This window comes from Mangrovibacter sp. MFB070 (assembly GCF_000705335.1).
Taxonomy (GTDB): domain Bacteria; phylum Pseudomonadota; class Gammaproteobacteria; order Enterobacterales; family Enterobacteriaceae; genus Mangrovibacter; species Mangrovibacter plantisponsor.
Genome location: NZ_JJMI01000035.1, coordinates 164,088 through 179,253, shown reverse-complemented (window position 1 = coordinate 179,253; position 15,166 = coordinate 164,088). Strand labels below are relative to the sequence as shown.

At 48.9% G+C, this 15,166-nt stretch carries 14 protein-coding genes and 1 pseudogene; 14 read left to right on the top strand and 1 reads right to left on the bottom strand.

Annotated features, from left to right (window positions below):
- The first annotated feature begins 62 nt into the window (after positions 1-62).
- The 4 genes and pseudogenes from DT73_RS26825 (at position 63) to DT73_RS17715 (ending at position 1,222) form a co-directional block, all read left to right on the top strand.
- The gene (locus DT73_RS26825) at positions 63-425 is read left to right on the top strand and encodes an RHS domain-containing protein (protein WP_051691447.1); all 363 of its coding nucleotides are present in this window, start codon (positions 63-65) and stop codon (positions 423-425) included.
- Positions 415-510 (top strand): annotated as a pseudogene (locus DT73_RS27100) (RHS repeat-associated core domain-containing protein); the annotation flags it as partial. The gene DT73_RS26825 and the pseudogene DT73_RS27100, both read left to right, overlap by 11 nt.
- Before the next feature lie 21 nt (positions 511-531).
- A complete protein-coding gene (locus DT73_RS26820) occupies positions 532-888 on the top strand; it encodes an HYD1 signature containing ADP-ribosyltransferase family protein (protein ID WP_369792637.1) in 357 nt (118 codons plus the stop codon).
- 1 nt (position 889) lies between these two features.
- Positions 890-1,222 carry a hypothetical protein gene (locus tag DT73_RS17715; RefSeq protein WP_036112387.1) on the top strand — a complete coding sequence of 111 codons (333 nt, stop codon included), beginning with the start codon at positions 890-892 and terminating at the stop codon, positions 1,220-1,222.
- A gap of 275 nt (positions 1,223-1,497) precedes the next feature.
- On the opposite strand, the gene DT73_RS17705 is transcribed toward DT73_RS17715, so the two are convergent.
- Positions 1,498-1,854 carry a hypothetical protein gene (locus tag DT73_RS17705; RefSeq protein ID WP_036112381.1) on the bottom strand — a complete coding sequence of 119 codons (357 nt, stop codon included), beginning with the start codon at positions 1,852-1,854 and terminating at the stop codon, positions 1,498-1,500.
- Between the two features lie 353 nt (positions 1,855-2,207).
- Here DT73_RS17705 and DT73_RS17700 point away from each other — a divergent pair, with 353 nt between their 5' ends.
- From DT73_RS17700 to DT73_RS17655, 10 genes are all read left to right on the top strand, one after another.
- Positions 2,208-3,203 carry an alpha/beta hydrolase gene (locus DT73_RS17700; RefSeq protein WP_051691445.1) on the top strand — a complete coding sequence of 332 codons (996 nt, stop codon included), beginning with the start codon at positions 2,208-2,210 and terminating at the stop codon, positions 3,201-3,203.
- A gap of 164 nt (positions 3,204-3,367) precedes the next feature.
- The gene (locus DT73_RS17695; protein ID WP_235234533.1) at positions 3,368-4,243 is read left to right on the top strand and encodes an IclR family transcriptional regulator; all 876 of its coding nucleotides are present in this window, start codon (positions 3,368-3,370) and stop codon (positions 4,241-4,243) included.
- Positions 4,227-5,135, top strand: coding sequence for a 4-hydroxy-tetrahydrodipicolinate synthase (gene dapA / locus DT73_RS17690; RefSeq protein WP_036112377.1), 909 nt, complete (start codon positions 4,227-4,229; stop codon positions 5,133-5,135). The genes DT73_RS17695 and dapA overlap by 17 nt, the downstream gene beginning before the upstream one ends.
- Positions 5,136-5,144: 9 nt before the next feature.
- The gene (locus DT73_RS17685; protein WP_036112373.1) at positions 5,145-7,106 is read left to right on the top strand and encodes a YjhG/YagF family D-xylonate dehydratase; all 1,962 of its coding nucleotides are present in this window, start codon (positions 5,145-5,147) and stop codon (positions 7,104-7,106) included.
- Between the two features lie 50 nt (positions 7,107-7,156).
- Complete coding sequence (locus DT73_RS17680; protein WP_036112369.1) at positions 7,157-8,506, top strand: GntP family permease; 1,350 nt, start codon at positions 7,157-7,159, stop codon at positions 8,504-8,506.
- A gap of 106 nt (positions 8,507-8,612) precedes the next feature.
- Positions 8,613-9,728, top strand: coding sequence for a zinc-binding dehydrogenase (locus DT73_RS17675; protein WP_084172316.1), 1,116 nt, complete (start codon positions 8,613-8,615; stop codon positions 9,726-9,728).
- 324 nt (positions 9,729-10,052) lie between these two features.
- A complete protein-coding gene (locus DT73_RS17670; protein ID WP_036112364.1) occupies positions 10,053-11,090 on the top strand; it encodes a hypothetical protein in 1,038 nt (345 codons plus the stop codon).
- Between the two features lie 623 nt (positions 11,091-11,713).
- Positions 11,714-12,787 (top strand): alpha/beta fold hydrolase, encoded by a 1,074-nt coding sequence (locus DT73_RS17665; RefSeq protein ID WP_036112360.1) that lies wholly within the window; start codon positions 11,714-11,716, stop codon positions 12,785-12,787.
- A 110-nt stretch (positions 12,788-12,897) separates the two neighbouring features.
- Complete coding sequence (locus DT73_RS17660; protein WP_036112356.1) at positions 12,898-14,508, top strand: methyl-accepting chemotaxis protein; 1,611 nt, start codon at positions 12,898-12,900, stop codon at positions 14,506-14,508.
- A 338-nt stretch (positions 14,509-14,846) separates the two neighbouring features.
- Positions 14,847-15,119 (top strand): YrhB domain-containing protein, encoded by a 273-nt coding sequence (locus tag DT73_RS17655; RefSeq protein WP_036112353.1) that lies wholly within the window; start codon positions 14,847-14,849, stop codon positions 15,117-15,119.
- The last annotated feature ends 47 nt before the right edge of the window (positions 15,120-15,166 follow it).

The following is a 15,166-nucleotide window of genomic DNA, read 5'->3' as shown; positions in this document are numbered from 1 at the left end:
TTGAAGGTGCTTGACAGGAGACGCCCACGCGAATCCGTTATGCGTGGAGCGGTCTGCAACTGGTGGGTGAACATGACAACACCCGGCCGGGCGCCGCGGTGCAGTATGTGTATGAAGAAGGGAGTTACCTGCCACTGGCCCGTGTGGAAAGCCAGGGGAATGCGGTGGCAGGCCTGTACTGGTACCACGGAGGGCTGAACGGCCTGCCGGAGCAGGTGACGGATGAAGACGGTCGCCGGGTCTGGCGGGGCGTGTTCAGTGCCTGGGGCCGGACAGAGCAGGAAAGCGGAGGGGCACACTGGCATGTGGCGCAGAACCTGCGGTTCCAGGGCCAGTACCTGGATCGTGACCAGTCCGTCAGGAACGGACTGGAACCACGCATAAGCGTGGTCCCGCAGGGCCCGGCACAGGGAAGTGCCGGGTAAAACGGGGCTGCACTATAATACATTCCGGTATTACGACCCGGCGGGCGCGTGTTATACACAGAAAGACCCGATAGGGTTGGCGGGTGGGATAAACTTATGCAGTTATGTGCCTAACCCTAATACATGGGTTGATCCGCTGGGTCTTGCTAAGTGTTCAACCGACAAAACTCGTGTTCGTCATTATACAAATAGGAAGGGATCTAATGCGATCGAGGAAAGTGGCGTAATAAAAGCTTATGATAATAATCGCGTATATGTGGAACCTGCAAAAAACAAACTTCTGAGTTCAGTTGAAGCAGAAAGTAAATATCAAATAGGCCGTGGTCGTGGTCGCGATTATATAGAAACAGATGTACCAACAGACGCCTTAGAGTGGGTGAGTAATCCTCGCTATCATATAGATGAGTTGACAGTTAAAGGCGACATTAAATTAGATGATCCTAAAATATTTAGGAGGAAATGATTTGAATTTACTAAAAGATAACGAAAAAATATTTCTATCTGGTGATGAAGCGATAAATATTTTGAGCGAGGTGGAGTATATGCTTATCTCGTTGAGGGATATTGCTCGTCATTATTACGACAATGCCGATGGGGAAATTAGCATTGAAAAAAGAGCGTTATATTGTGAAGAAACCACAAAATTTATTGATGAAAACAATATCACTAATAAATTAGCTAAAATAAGAGAAACCATCACTGAAAAATTTAATCTTGAGCTAGGTGATGATGATATGGATGATATTGAAAGAGCAATGGAAAATATCACGTATTGGAAACCCAATAACCAGAAATAACTTGTTGATAATAATGAAGCCAGAAGCGTTCCCAACGATCCTTCCGGCTTTATTTTATCGTCCGCTCCGTGGAACTGTAAGTACACCCATATTAGTTCAACACTTTTTTGAGATTTCCTGATTTTCAGCCATCTGCCGGTACGCAAGCGTTGGCCACAGGCCAGCACATCGTGCATAAAATCGATGAACCCGCTCTGGGTAATATCAACCAGCCTCAGGAGTTTACCGGTTTGCTGCGGGCAAACAACGGAAAAAATTTACTGTTCAGGCTGTTATCAATTAGCTGAACAGAGTTCTACAAGTTTCTTGATTACAGGTTTTGGATCCCTGGATGTGTATTCCATTGTGCTTAACCAGACTATCTTATTTTTGTTAAACCCCTGGTGGAAAAACTGATACCGAAGACCGGGGGCACAGACAAGCAGAGCTGGTTCACGTTCAGTCAGTATTTCAATATCAGATTCGGTATCATCAGCTAACACATGCAAACCAGAGTTTAGCTTGTCCAGTTCTTTCTGAAGAGCCTGAATGTACCTCTCGGTAAAAGCGAACGGGTAAAATCCTCTTTGCAGCGGTGAACGGCCAAACATAGGGCCTGGGCTGTGAACTAAATAGATTGTATGGTTTGTCATAACTCTCCCTGACTTTTACCAAAATGAGGGAACACAGGCGGCAAGGTGTAAGCCCTTCATGCAGAGTGCTGGTTTGGCGCAACATAAAGCTCTGGTTGGAACGAATTAGTAATGCTACTTCAGCCCCGGTATAACCCCTCCCTCTGAACGAGTCTACTCCCTGGTTTACTGGCTGTATCACTTCTAACCAGCTCCCTCTGTTATTCGCCGACCCGCATCTCTGTACCATGCTCCTTTAGCTGGTAATCCATCATAAACGCCATATTGAAATTAGCAATCATTCGCATTAAATTGTCTCTCTTTTGACGAGCAAGAACTGCTGACGTCGCCAATAAAAGCGTGGGGCACACTGTATGGCTGGCTGGAAAACGATAAAACCGTACCCGGGAACGAAGCTGTTTTCGGCACTGTGGGTGGCTCTGTTGCTCATTCTTCTTCCCGCTGCCAGTGGCTACGCCAGGCCAGATATGCAACCGCTGGGGGAAAACATTGCCGATAAAGGCTCCAGCAGGTATCACTTCAACGTGCAGCAGTTCAATTCGGCAGACGGGCAGCGCCACTATAAAGTGTGGGCTGCCATACCCAACCAGTCGCCGCCACCTGCGGGTTACCCGGTGCTGTATATGCTGGATGGCAATGCGGTGATGGACCGCCTGTCGGAAGCGTTCCTTGAGCAACTTTCCGCTAAAAACCCGCCTGTGATTGTGGCCGTTGGCTACCAGACCCGGCTACCGTTTGATTTAACCGCCCGCGCCTGGGATTACACCCCGCCAGAAAGCACGCCTGAACCGGTAAAAGCCAGCGCAACGCGCTTTGGCCGCAAAGGCGGCGGCAGTGCCGAGTTTCGCCACCTGCTGGAAAACGTAATTGCACCAGCCATGGAGAAAGGGATTCACATCAACCCGGCAGCACGCGGCTTGTGGGGGCACTCTTTTGGCGGGCTGTTTGTTATCGATACTTATCTCACTTCCCAGTTTTTTAGCTATTACTACTCCGCCAGCCCGTCACTGGAGCGGGATAACTTTGCTGTGCTGAAACGCCTGGTAAACCTCACCCCTGGGCAGTTTTGCCACAAGCAACTGGAATATATGGAGGGTACCGGAAGCAAAGCCCCTGCAACAGACAGCAATGCTCCGGTGAATGCTGCTTTAGTAATGAAGCAGGCAGAGCAGGCGATAAACACATTACGTGCGCGCGGGGTTAATGCCAGCGCCAGGCTCTACCCGGGGCTTACCCACGGCCAGGTATTTAATGCTTCTTTCCACAGTGCGTTGTTGCAAATGGCACAACAACCCGTCACCACGCCCACCACCACAACCTGTACTAATAGTACCGCTCTGGCCGGTTAAGCCACTAAGACTGGTGCCCGGGCACCAGCCAGTACCAATCTTCTTGTATCCAACCCCGGCCGCACTCGCTCTGATGGCGGTTTTCTTGCTTTTTCCCAGTATTTTCTTTGCCCGAATCCCTTTTCTTTGGGCTTGCTCACATTACGCCAGGTGGTTGGTTCAGCATGCTGAACTGGCAGTATTTTGCTGCAATTGATGCCGATAGACTCACTTTCAACCAGAAGGAGCCGCCAATGAGCAGAACCGGGTGTACATCATTAATCCGTGCAGAAAAAATTCTGACCTACATAGCCTATATCGGTGCTGTGGGGTTTATGGAATTGCTCCGGGAGTTTCAGTACCCAAAAAGCAGCCTGCTGAATTTACTGAATACCATGGTGGAGTGCGGGTTCCTGGTTAAAAACAGCCAGGGGCAATACACCCTGGGAATTAAAAATTATGAGCTGGGGTGCCAGGCATTGCACAGAAAAAATATTTTCGAAGTGACCAAACGGCCCATGCAGGCGTTATCGGCACAAAGCGGGCTCATTTGCCATCTGGGAACGATTGAGAATGGCTACGCCATTTATTTAGATAAAGTGGAAACCCCAGGCACGGCACCCACCCGTAAAAGCTGGATTGGCAAAAAACTGGAATTACATGTTACTGCGCTGGGTAAGGCTTTGCTGGCATGGAAATCCACAGAAGAAATTGACTACTTTATGGGAACGCTGGCGCTGGCAAAATATACCGAAAACACGATTACTGATAAGAAAGCATTTATTAGCGAACTGCAGAAAACGCGCTCCCGTGGGTGGGCAATAGATAATGAAGAATCTGCATATGGCGCAGTTTGTTTGAGTATGCCGATATTTGATTTGTACCACCGGGTAAACTACGTGATTTCGTTATCCGGTAATCCATTTATTTTCTCAGGAAAGAAAAAAGAACATTACTTATCACTGTTGAAGCAATGTTCAGAACAGATATCTGAAGGGCTTGGTTTTAAAAAACAACCGCGTTTTAGTAATAAGGGAAGTGTTTATGATTACAAAGTTTAAAGGCATTATACCTCCGGTTTCTACCACCTTTGATGCTGAAGGCAATATCGACCATGAGGCAATTAAACAGGTGGCGGATTTTCTGATAACCCGTGGTGTGGATGGCCTGTTTTACCTCGGCACTGGAGGCGAATTCAGCCAAATGAGCACCGGGCAGCGGATGGCGTTTGCTCAGGCTGCAGTGAGTGCGGTAGACCGGCGGGTGCCCGTGTTAATTGGCGTGGGTTCAACATCAATGGAAGAAGCCATCGCTCTGGCTCAGCATGCAGAAAAAATCGGGGCTGACGGGGTGGTTGCTATCAACCCGTTCTACTGGAAAGTGGCACAACGAAATATTGAGTTGTACTACAGTGCAATTGCCCGCAGTGTTTCTTTACCGGTCATTATCTATAACTTCCCGGATTTAACCGGGCAGGATATGTCGCCGCAAATCGTCAAAAAACTGGTGTTGCAAAACAGCAATATTGTTGGCATTAAAGATACCATTGACAGCGTTGGCCACTTGCGCAGCATGATTAATACCGTAAAAGAAGTTCGGCCCGATTTTTCTGTATTCTGCGGTTATGATGACCACTTATTTAATACGTTGCTATTAGGTGGTGATGGGGCAATTTCTGCCAGTGCAAATTTCGCACCCGAATTATCTGTAGGTATTTATGATGCATTTTGCAAAGGCGAGTATGCCCAGGCCGTTACGCTGAATAAAAAACTCATGCAATTACCTGGCCTGTATTCACTGGAAACACCGTTTATTTCATTAATTAAATATGCAATGCAGTGTGTGGGCCTGCCAGTCAACACCTGGTGCCGCCCGCCGGTAATGGAAGCAACGGAAACAGCAAAACAGCAAGTGCGTGAATTACTGGCGGCTCAGGGGCTGTTAAAACAATAAGGTGGCTGTATGTTATTTACCGAACTGTATCCTCAAAATAATGCGATTTACCAGGTAAGAACACATGCTAAAGGCCCTGAGGGGGAATTACCGCTCACTGCTGACATGCTTATTAACCGCCCGAGTGGTGATATTTTTGGTATGACCATGAACGCCGGGATGGGCTGGGCTCCACAAGAACTGGACCAGGATAGTGTGTTGTTACTCAGCACGCTGGGTGGGCTGCGTGAGCCTCAGGGTAAACCGGTTGCGCTGGCATTGCACCAGGGACACTACGAGCTGGACATTCAACTCCGGGCCGCAGCGCAGGAACTTAAAAGCCAGCATGCATTACCTTATGCCGTCTATGTTTCTGACCCGTGCGACGGGCGGACTCAGGGCACAACAGGTATGTTTGATTCACTACCATACCGCAATGACGCATCAATGGTGATGCGCCGGTTAATTCGCTCTTTGCCCAATGCAAAAGCCATTATTGGGGTTGCTTCCTGCGATAAGGGGTTGCCGGCAACCATGATGGCGCTGGCTTCGCAGCATAATAAAGCCACGGTGCTGGTGCCGGGGGGCGCAACGCTGCCTGCGTTGAATGGCGAAGATAACGGAAAAGTGCAAACTATTGGCACCCGGTTTGCCAATGGTGAACTGACCCTGCAAAGTGCCCGCCGCCTGGGGTGTTCTGCCTGTGCGTCTTCTGGTGGTGGCTGCCAGTTTTTGGGTACCGCAGGTACTTCGCAGGTGGTGGCCGAAGGGTTGGGGCTGGCTCTGCCTCACTCGGCACTGGCACCTTCGGGGGAACCCGTATGGTCAGAAATTGCCCGGGCCTCGGCTGCTGCTGCGCTGAACCTGATACGCCAGGGTATTACCACTAAAGATATCCTGACGGATAAAGCAATTGAAAATGCCATGATGGTTCATGCGGCGTTTGGCGGTTCGACCAACCTGCTACTGCACATTCCGGCGATTGCCCACCAGGCCGGTTGCCGAATTCCGGATGTGGATGACTGGATCCGTATTAACCGCCAGGTGCCACGGCTGGTTAGTGTGTTACCCAATGGGCCAGTTTATCACCCCACTGTGCGCGCATTTATGGCGGGTGGTGCGCCGGAAGTTATGCTCTATTTGCGGGAACTGGGCTTACTCCATGAAGATGTCATGACAGTAACCGGCCATACGCTGAAAGAGAACCTTGACTGGTGGGAACACTCAGAGCGGCGCAGTAAATTCAAAGCGCTTCTGCGTGAGCAGGAACAGGTCGAGCCGGATGACGTCATTATGTCGCCAGAGCAGGCACGCCTGCGTGGGTTAACATCCACCATCACATTCCCGGTTGGGAATATTGCGCCAGAAGGCTCTGTGATTAAATCAACCGCCATTGATGCCAGCGTGATTGATGAAAACGGCCTGTATTACCATAAAGGCGCGGTAAAAGTGTACCTCAGCGAAAAAGCCGCAGTTTATGACATCAAGCATGAGCAGGTTAAAGCAGGCGATATTCTGGTTATTATTGGTACCGGGCCATCCGGCACGGGCATGGAAGAAACCTACCAGGTGACCAGTGCGCTGAAACACCTTTCCTATGGCAAACAAGTCTCACTGATTACCGATGCCCGTTTCTCCGGAGTCTCTACGGGTGCCTGCATTGGGCATGTTGGCCCTGAAGCACTGGCTGGCGGGCCGGTAGGCAAGCTGCGCACTGGTGATATTGTGGAAATAAAGATCGATTGCCGCAATTTACTGGGAGAAGTGAATTTCCTTGGGGAAAGTGCGCAGAAATTGTGCGCCACGCCTGAAGAAGCCGCCCGTGTGCTGAATGCGCGCCCGGCTCACCCCGGATTAGGGCCAGACCCGGAATTACCGGATGACACGCGTTTGTGGGCCGCACTACAGGCTGTCAGTGGCGGAACATGGCGTGGGTGCGTTTATGACGTTGATAAAATCACCACAGCATTAAAAGAATATATGAATAAATAAATAATAGTGGCCTCTGGCCACTAACATCTTACCTGACATGTGAGGATATTATGCCACTGTTAATCATAGCAGTAGGTATTGCTGTACTACTATTGCTGACAATTAAAGTTAAATTAAATACGTTTATCTCATTAATACTGGTTTCTATTGGTGTCGCAATTGCCAGTGGTATGGGGTTAAATAAAGTTGTGTCCACTATTGAATCCGGGCTTGGAGGTACTCTGGGGCATATTGGCCTTATTTTTGGCTTTGGTGTTATGCTGGGGAGGTTATTAGCCGATGCCGGTGGCGCACAACGTATTGCATTAACCTTATTAAATTATTTTGGTGCCAAAAGGCTCGACTGGGCAGTGGTTTGCTCTGCATTTATAGTGGGCATTGCATTATTTTTCGAAGTCGGCCTGATTCTGCTGGTGCCAATTCTGTTTGCCATCGCCCGGGAAGCCAAAATTTCGCCAATGACTATGTGTGTACCCATGCTGGCAGGGTTATTAATTGCCCATGGTTTTCTGCCGCCACACCCGGGCCCGACAGTGATTGCCCGTGAATACGGTGCAGATGTAGGCAAAGTGCTGCTGTATGGCATTGCTGTGGGTGTCCCTTCGCTTATTTTGTGCGGCCCGTTAATGAACAAAGTGTGCAGGCAACTGATCCCACAAGCGTTCCGCAAAGAAGGCAACCTGGCTTCACTGGGTGCCACGCACCACTTCACAGAAGAAGAAATGCCGGGCTTTGGCATCAGCTTTTTCACCGCCATGCTGCCGGTTATTTTAATGGCGGTGGTGACGGTAATTGAAATGATGCACCTGAAAGCATCGGGCGATGCCGGTATTTTCTACAATGTTGTGCTGTTTTTCGGTAACTCGACTATCGCCATGCTGGTTTCTTTACTGGTTGCCATTTACACCATGGGGCTGAGCCGGGGCAAAAATATCAACCAACTGATGGGCTCATGTGGCCAGGCGGTTGCCGGTATTGCCGGGTTGTTGCTGATTATTGGCGGCGGTGGGGCATTTAAACAGGTACTGATTGATTCCGGCGTGGGCACTTATATTTCAACCCTGGTTTCTGGTGTGAATATTAACCCCATTATTATGGCGTGGTGTGTGGCAGCATTTTTGCGTATTTGCCTGGGTTCCGCCACCGTTGCCGCTATCTCAACTTCTGGCCTGGTGATCCCGTTACTGGCAAGCTACAGCCACACCAATTTAGCACTCATTACGCTGGCAACCGGTGCGGGTTCTTGTATTTGTTCGCATGTGAATGATGCCAGTTTCTGGATGATTAAAGATTTCTTCGGCCTGACAACCAAAGAAACATTATTATCCTGGACACTTATGTCTACATTGGTGTCAATATCTGGCCTGGTGTTTATTTTAATGCTGAATATGGTGCTGTAATTATATTTACCTGTCAGTAAAACAGCGTGGTTTTTTAGCAAAACAGAATTTGTATATTCCTTGCTTTCTGGCAAGGGGTAAATAGCCATTATCTGGAGAACATCTTATGCATACAATTCCGGAATATGCCCGGGCAGCTGTATTAACTGGCCCACGAGATATTCAAATGCAGTCATTCCCGGTTCCTGAAATTACCGACGATGAAATTCTGGTGAAAGTGGAAGGGTGTGGTATTTGTGGAACCGATGTCCACGAATATAAACATGACCCATTCGGCCTTGCCCCTGTGGTACTCGGCCATGAAGGTACCGGGGAAATTGTTAAACTGGGCAAAAATATCTGCAAGGATTCTGCCGGGCACACTGTTGTGTGTGGTGACCGCATTGTCACCAGCGTGCTGACTTGTGGGGAATGCGCCCCCTGTACTGAGTTGCCTGGCAGGGGGAATTTATGTGAGCAGCTTGGCCTGTATGGTTTATTGCCCGATGACAGCCATTATCGCCTGAATGGCTGGTTTGCCGAGTACCTGGTATTACGCCCGCGCAGTACCTTTTTCGTGGTTAATGACATGAGTTTTGCGCAGCGCTTATTGATTGAACCGGCTGCCGTGGTTGTGCATTCACTGGAGCGCGCCAAATCAACCCAGTTATTGAAGTTTAACAGCCATGTCATTGTGCAGGGATGTGGCCCGATTGGGTTACTGCAAATTGCGGTGTTGCGCACTTATGGTATTGAACACATTATTGCCATGGACGCCAACCCGGCACGGCTGGAATACGCTAAATCACTCGGTGCAGAATACCTGGTGAATATTGCTGATTACCCTGAACTGGCACAGTTAACCGCCAGAGTCCATGAATTAACCCGGGGCGTGGGCGCTGATTTTGGCTTTCAGTGCACCGGCGTGCCCCAGGCCGCGGCGAACTTGTGGAAATTTATCCGGCGCGGCGGCGGGTTGTGTGAAGTGGGCTTTTTTGTGAATAACGGCGAATGCGCCATCAACCCCCATTTCGATATGTGTAATAAAGAAGTGGTTGCCGTTGGGTCATGGGCCTACAGCCTGCAGGACTACCCGGAAACCATGGATTTTATTCGCCGTGCCACGGGTATCGGTTTGCCGATTGAAAAACTGGTCACCCACTGTTTTAAACTGGAGCAACTGGCAGAAGCAATGGAAGTGAATATTCGCCAGGAAGGGATAAAAATCGCTATTGCTTTATAATCCAGTAACTGTATTTACCCACATAAGCCTGCCTGAGTGCAGGTTGAGTCTGGTGACAAACCTCATGTCCGCATAGAACGAGAGGATGTCACCCAATAAAAAACCAGGAAAATCAATTTATTGATTTTCGGCTACTAACTAAAAAGAAGGAAAACCACGCTTTTTCCTTCTTTTTCATCAATGTGAGCCTGCCAGTGTGCAGGCTTTTTATTGCGCAGCACCAGCGGCTGATTCCCCGCCTGCCAATTTATAGGGGAGAACCGAGGTTCAGCTTTATGGTATTTTCTCCCGGCGCAGAATTCCCCAAAGCAAAAGGAGAGGGTGATGACAGATTACTGGTGGAAGGATCTTCTTGACCAGAAAGACCGTTGGCAGGGGCTGGAATTGCAGGTTCGTGAAGGGAGCGGCCCGGCGATGGAGATGCTCAGCGGGCATAACGGCCGCATGGCGTTACAAATCAATGGTCAAACCCTGTTCTGGGCAACCATGCTGAAAGACCACAGCGGTGTCTGGCTGGTGTTTAACGCCGAACACCCCGCGCAGGAATTGTTGTTGCCTGCCATTACTTCTGCCGATGTGGAGCGTGCCAAACGCGCAGGCGAAAGCCAGTGGCTGAGCGGCTGGTGCCGCTATTTTGCCCGGCAGCTCATGGAAGCGCCCACGCCGTTGTTGCCACCACGCCGCTGGTTATTACGCCCAATGGAGGCAGTGAAACCACAGGCACCTTATACGCTCAACCAAACGGTGCCATTCGGGCAATGGCGGTTTACAACACCTGCCAGCAGCGCCAATATTTCTGTGTCATGGGCGCTGTACAGCGAAGATTTCCCTGACCTGCAAAGCCCGGAGAATGTCCGCTTTGTTGACTGGTGGTGGGGCGGGCACCTGTTGCTGGCGCGCTACCCGGTAGATTTGCACAGTGGCCGCGTGAAATGGTGGCGTAAAAAAAGCCGGGAAGGTGCACTTCCGCCAGTGCTGGTGTGGTTTATTGCCGGCCTGGCTTCCTTTGTTATTCTCGACGGGCATGACCGCCTGCAGGCGGCCATTGCGGAAGGTATTCAGCCACAGTTTCTGGTGCTCAGTGAATTGGGTGAACAGAGCTGGGAACCAGATGAACAGTCCCGCGAGCGGGTGCTGCGCTCACTGGCTATTCAGCAAGAAAAATGCAAAAAAACCGGTGCCAATATCGACGCCATGAACCAGTCACTGCTCAACCTGTACGATACCCGTTACCTGTACGCTCCCACTCACAGCCGCGCCATACTGGGCGATGGCAAGAACTGGGAACATGAATTAACGGCTTATTTGCAGCGTAACCACCTTGAGCAGCATCTGGCGGCTATTCTTGCTCGTGAAGAGTGACTACTTACCTTAATAAAATACAGCCACAATGCTGATGCTCCCTGTGGCTGTATTATTGCTATTCAATACATGCATAACACCCTCGGTACACTTTCTCCTGAGTGTTTCAATTTTTATATTCAGGCGGCTGAGCTATTCGTGCTTATATCACATGTTAGTCTGACAGCGCCTTATTGATACTTTAATAAATTACCTGGGAAAAATGTATTAAGAGCTTATCGATTATGAATTGTTCGCCAATAAAAACCTGCAACTGGCTTATCAGGCGAACCTGGCCAGAGTCCTGGTATGGCAAAAGAAGGTATTTTCCTGTCCTTCAGGTGAGATTGTAAGGTACTGCAGGCTGTCGTCACTAACCAAAGGCATGGTGCTGCTTTATTATTCACTTTTACGATGTCAACCCGTTTTCCCATATGTTGCCGCTATTCGCCCACCTGAAAAGAAAATCGTTTCACTCAACATAGCAGCATAAGTAAAACTGGCTTAAAAACATCTCGTTAAAACACAAAGAAAAAGAACATCGTGTTTTATTGTGCTGATCTCATTGATTTTTATTGGGATTATTCTGAATTGAAATTACCATCTGAGCTCTACAACCTGCACATAATTTAAGAGCTGTTATTATGTCAAAACATATTTTATCAGGTATCGCGTGTGCCATTCTGTTAACTCTGTCATCTTTAGCCTTAGCAGAAACCTCATTCCCAACCCCCAAAGAAGCCGACTGGACTGCAAAAACGTTCACCTTTAATAGTGGAGATAAATTCAACAATCTGCGTATTCACTACTATACGATTGGTGATAAAAGTAAACCGGCGGTATTATTGCTTCACGGAACTAATCAGCCAGTGCGTTCACTGTTAGCAAAGGGCTTTGCTGGTGAATTATTTGGCCCGGGCCAGGCTCTGGACAGCAGCAAATACTTTATTATCATCCCGGAAAGTATCGGCTCTGGAAAATCATCAAAACCTTCTGATGGTTTGCGTATGGCATTCCCGCACTACGATTATGACGATATGGTGACAGCACAATATCGTTTAATTAAAGAAGGGTTAGGTCTTTCTCATTTGCGCCTGGTCATGGGGTATTCCATGGGGGGCATGCAAACCTGGTTGTGGGGCGAAAAATATCCGTCGATGATGGATGCCCTGGTACCGATGGCTTCCCAGCCTAATGAGCTTTCCGGTCGCAACTGGATGATGCGCCGCATGCTGATCGAATCTGTTAAAAATGATCCCGCCTGGGCTGAAGGGAATTATAAACAGCAACCTCCTGCCCTTAAGACCGCAAATATTATGTTCAGCATTGCCACCACTGGCGGTACGCTGGCTTACCAGCACCAGGCCCCAACCCGCGCGCTGGCCGATAAACTGGTAGACGAGCGCCTGGCGGCCCCTGTCACTGCAGATGCCAATGACTTCATTTATATCTGGGGTTCCTCGGCAAATTACAATGCGTTGCCCAACCTTAACCGTATCACCGCACCCATGCTGATTATTAATTCAGCGGACGACGAGCGTAACCCGGTGGAGACAGGAATTCTGGCGGGTGAAATCAAACAGCTCAAACAGGCTCAGTTATTCCTTATTCCGGCGAGCACCGATACCCGCGGCCACGGCACCATGATGTTGGCAAAATTTTACAGTGCAAAACTAAAAACATTTTTAGCCAGCATTCCCGGGCACGACAAGCAATAACTAACACAACAAGCAGGGCATTATTTCAGTTATGCCCTGCATTTTATTAAAAATGCGGTTTTCAACACCATACTCCATTTCATTATGATATTGGCAAAAGGGAAATCTCTATGTTTCGAAAAATAAAGATCCGCACAGCACTCAGTTTGATGATTCTCTCACTGACGGCTTTATTATTGTTTGTTGGCGTTTTGGGCTTATTTGCTTTGCAATCAGGAAATAAATCCTTTGCCCATGTGGATACCGAAGTGTTACCCGGCCTTGTTTCCCTGAATGAAAGTTCTGAATTGTTATTACGTGGTCGCCTTGATTTACGCCTGTATGAATCATTAATGGGAAAAGGCGAAACCGATAAAGCCAAAGTGGCACTGGACCGGGCCCGGGGTAAAATTGAAACTGCTGGCGCTAAATGGCAGAACTACCTGAAATACCCGCAGTCGGCAGAGGAACAGGCAATTGCCACCGAAATGGCTACCAGCCGTGAAAAACTGATGAACGAGTTTATCAACCCGGGTATTGCAGCTCTGCAAGCCGGTAAACTGGATGAATACCGCCAGTCTGCCGGGAAATCAACCGCGTTGTATGCCGCGTTTGATAAAGCATCGAAAGCACTCGTTGCCTATAAACTGAAAAGCATTGATACCGCATACGACGAATCCAACAGCCGTGTAAGGCGCATGCAGTATGTGCTCTGGTTCTCTATCGCCTGCGCACTGGTGCTGGCGGGGCTTGCCTGGATGGTGATGACCAGTTTGATTGTGAATCCCCTGAATAAAGTGATTTCTGTCTTTGACCGTATCGCAGAAGGCGACTTGCGGGCGCGCATTGATGTGACGGGAAAAAATGAAATCGCAAGGCTGTTTTCCTCTGTGCAGCGTATGCGTGACGGGCTGGAAAACATGGTGCGTGGTGTTCACACTGGTACGAATGCGATTAGCAGCGGGGTGGAAGAAATAGCCTCTGGTAACATTGATTTGTCCAGCCGCACTGAGCAGCAGGCCGCTTCGCTTGATGAGACAGCTTCCAGCATGGAACAGATCATGGCGACAGTAAAAAACAATGAAGAAAATACGCAAAAAGCCAATGAACTGTCGTTAAAAGCATCCAGCTCGGCATCACGTGGGGCTAACGTGGTATCTGAAGTGGTGTCCACAATGGCGTCTATTGAAAAGAGCTCAGCCAAAATTGGTGACATCGTCAGTGTGATTGACGGTATCGCTTTCCAGACCAACCTGCTGGCACTGAATGCTGCAGTAGAAGCTGCCAGAGCAGGCGAAGCTGGCCGTGGATTTGCTGTGGTGGCTTCAGAAGTGCGCACGCTTGCTCAACGGAGTGCCACTGCTGCTAAAGAGATTGGCACCATGATAGATGATTCCCTGAGCCGCATTGAACAGGGCTCCGGCCTGGTGAAAGAAGCTGGCCGCACCATGAGTGAAGTGATGGTGGATGTTAAAGAAGTGGTGGAGATCATGAACGAAGTCATGCTGGCATCTGGCGAACAGACTCGCGGTATCTCACAGATCAACATTGCTATTCACCAGATGGACGGCGTAACCCAACAAAACGCCTCGCTGGTTGCTGAAGTGGCAACGGCCGCCAGTTCGTTACAGGAGCAGGTGGTGCACTTACAGCAATCTGTTACACGCTTCCAGGTTGATACAGAGCAGGACAACCATTTGTTAACCAGCGAGCCATTAAAGCTGGGGCTGCTTGCTGGCTGATGCAACTGGATTCATCAGGTTGATGTCCAGAAATTTATAGGGCGGGGGGAGACCTCGCCCTATTTAATTGTCTGGGGCTGGAACACCACCGCTTCGGCAAACTGCTGAAGTCTTCTATGCCGGTGTAACCCATTAATTCTCTTTTTCATGCTACAAAGGATGCATCTCTCTGGAAGAGATGGAAACGCTTATTTACGAAGCTAAAAAATGGCTTCCGCCAGAACCTGAATGTCTGCTGAGTGCCAAAAGCAGAGCTTGCTTACATCGTGCTATGTTAGTTTGCCAGGAGCAGTTAAAATCAGCCAGTTCAAATGACGTTCTCGACTGAGGAGGGAATAATGCTTACTTATGAAAATGCGATGGACATGGCTTTGGATTACCTTAAAGACTATGACATCCCAGTAGTTATTACTCTTCATGGCCGATTCTCAGAAGGCTGGTTCTTTTGTTATCAATCGAGAGAATATTTGGAAACGGGTGAGTTTTCTGCTCAGTTGGCAGGTAATGCACCGTTTATAATTGATAAAGATAATGGAGAAATTTACTCATTTGGAACTGCTTATCCGTTAGATAAATATCTGCAGGATTACGAACAACAAAAAAATACATAACTTCCGCTGTTCGCTCAGCTCTGAAACTCACCAAAGCCAACGTCTCC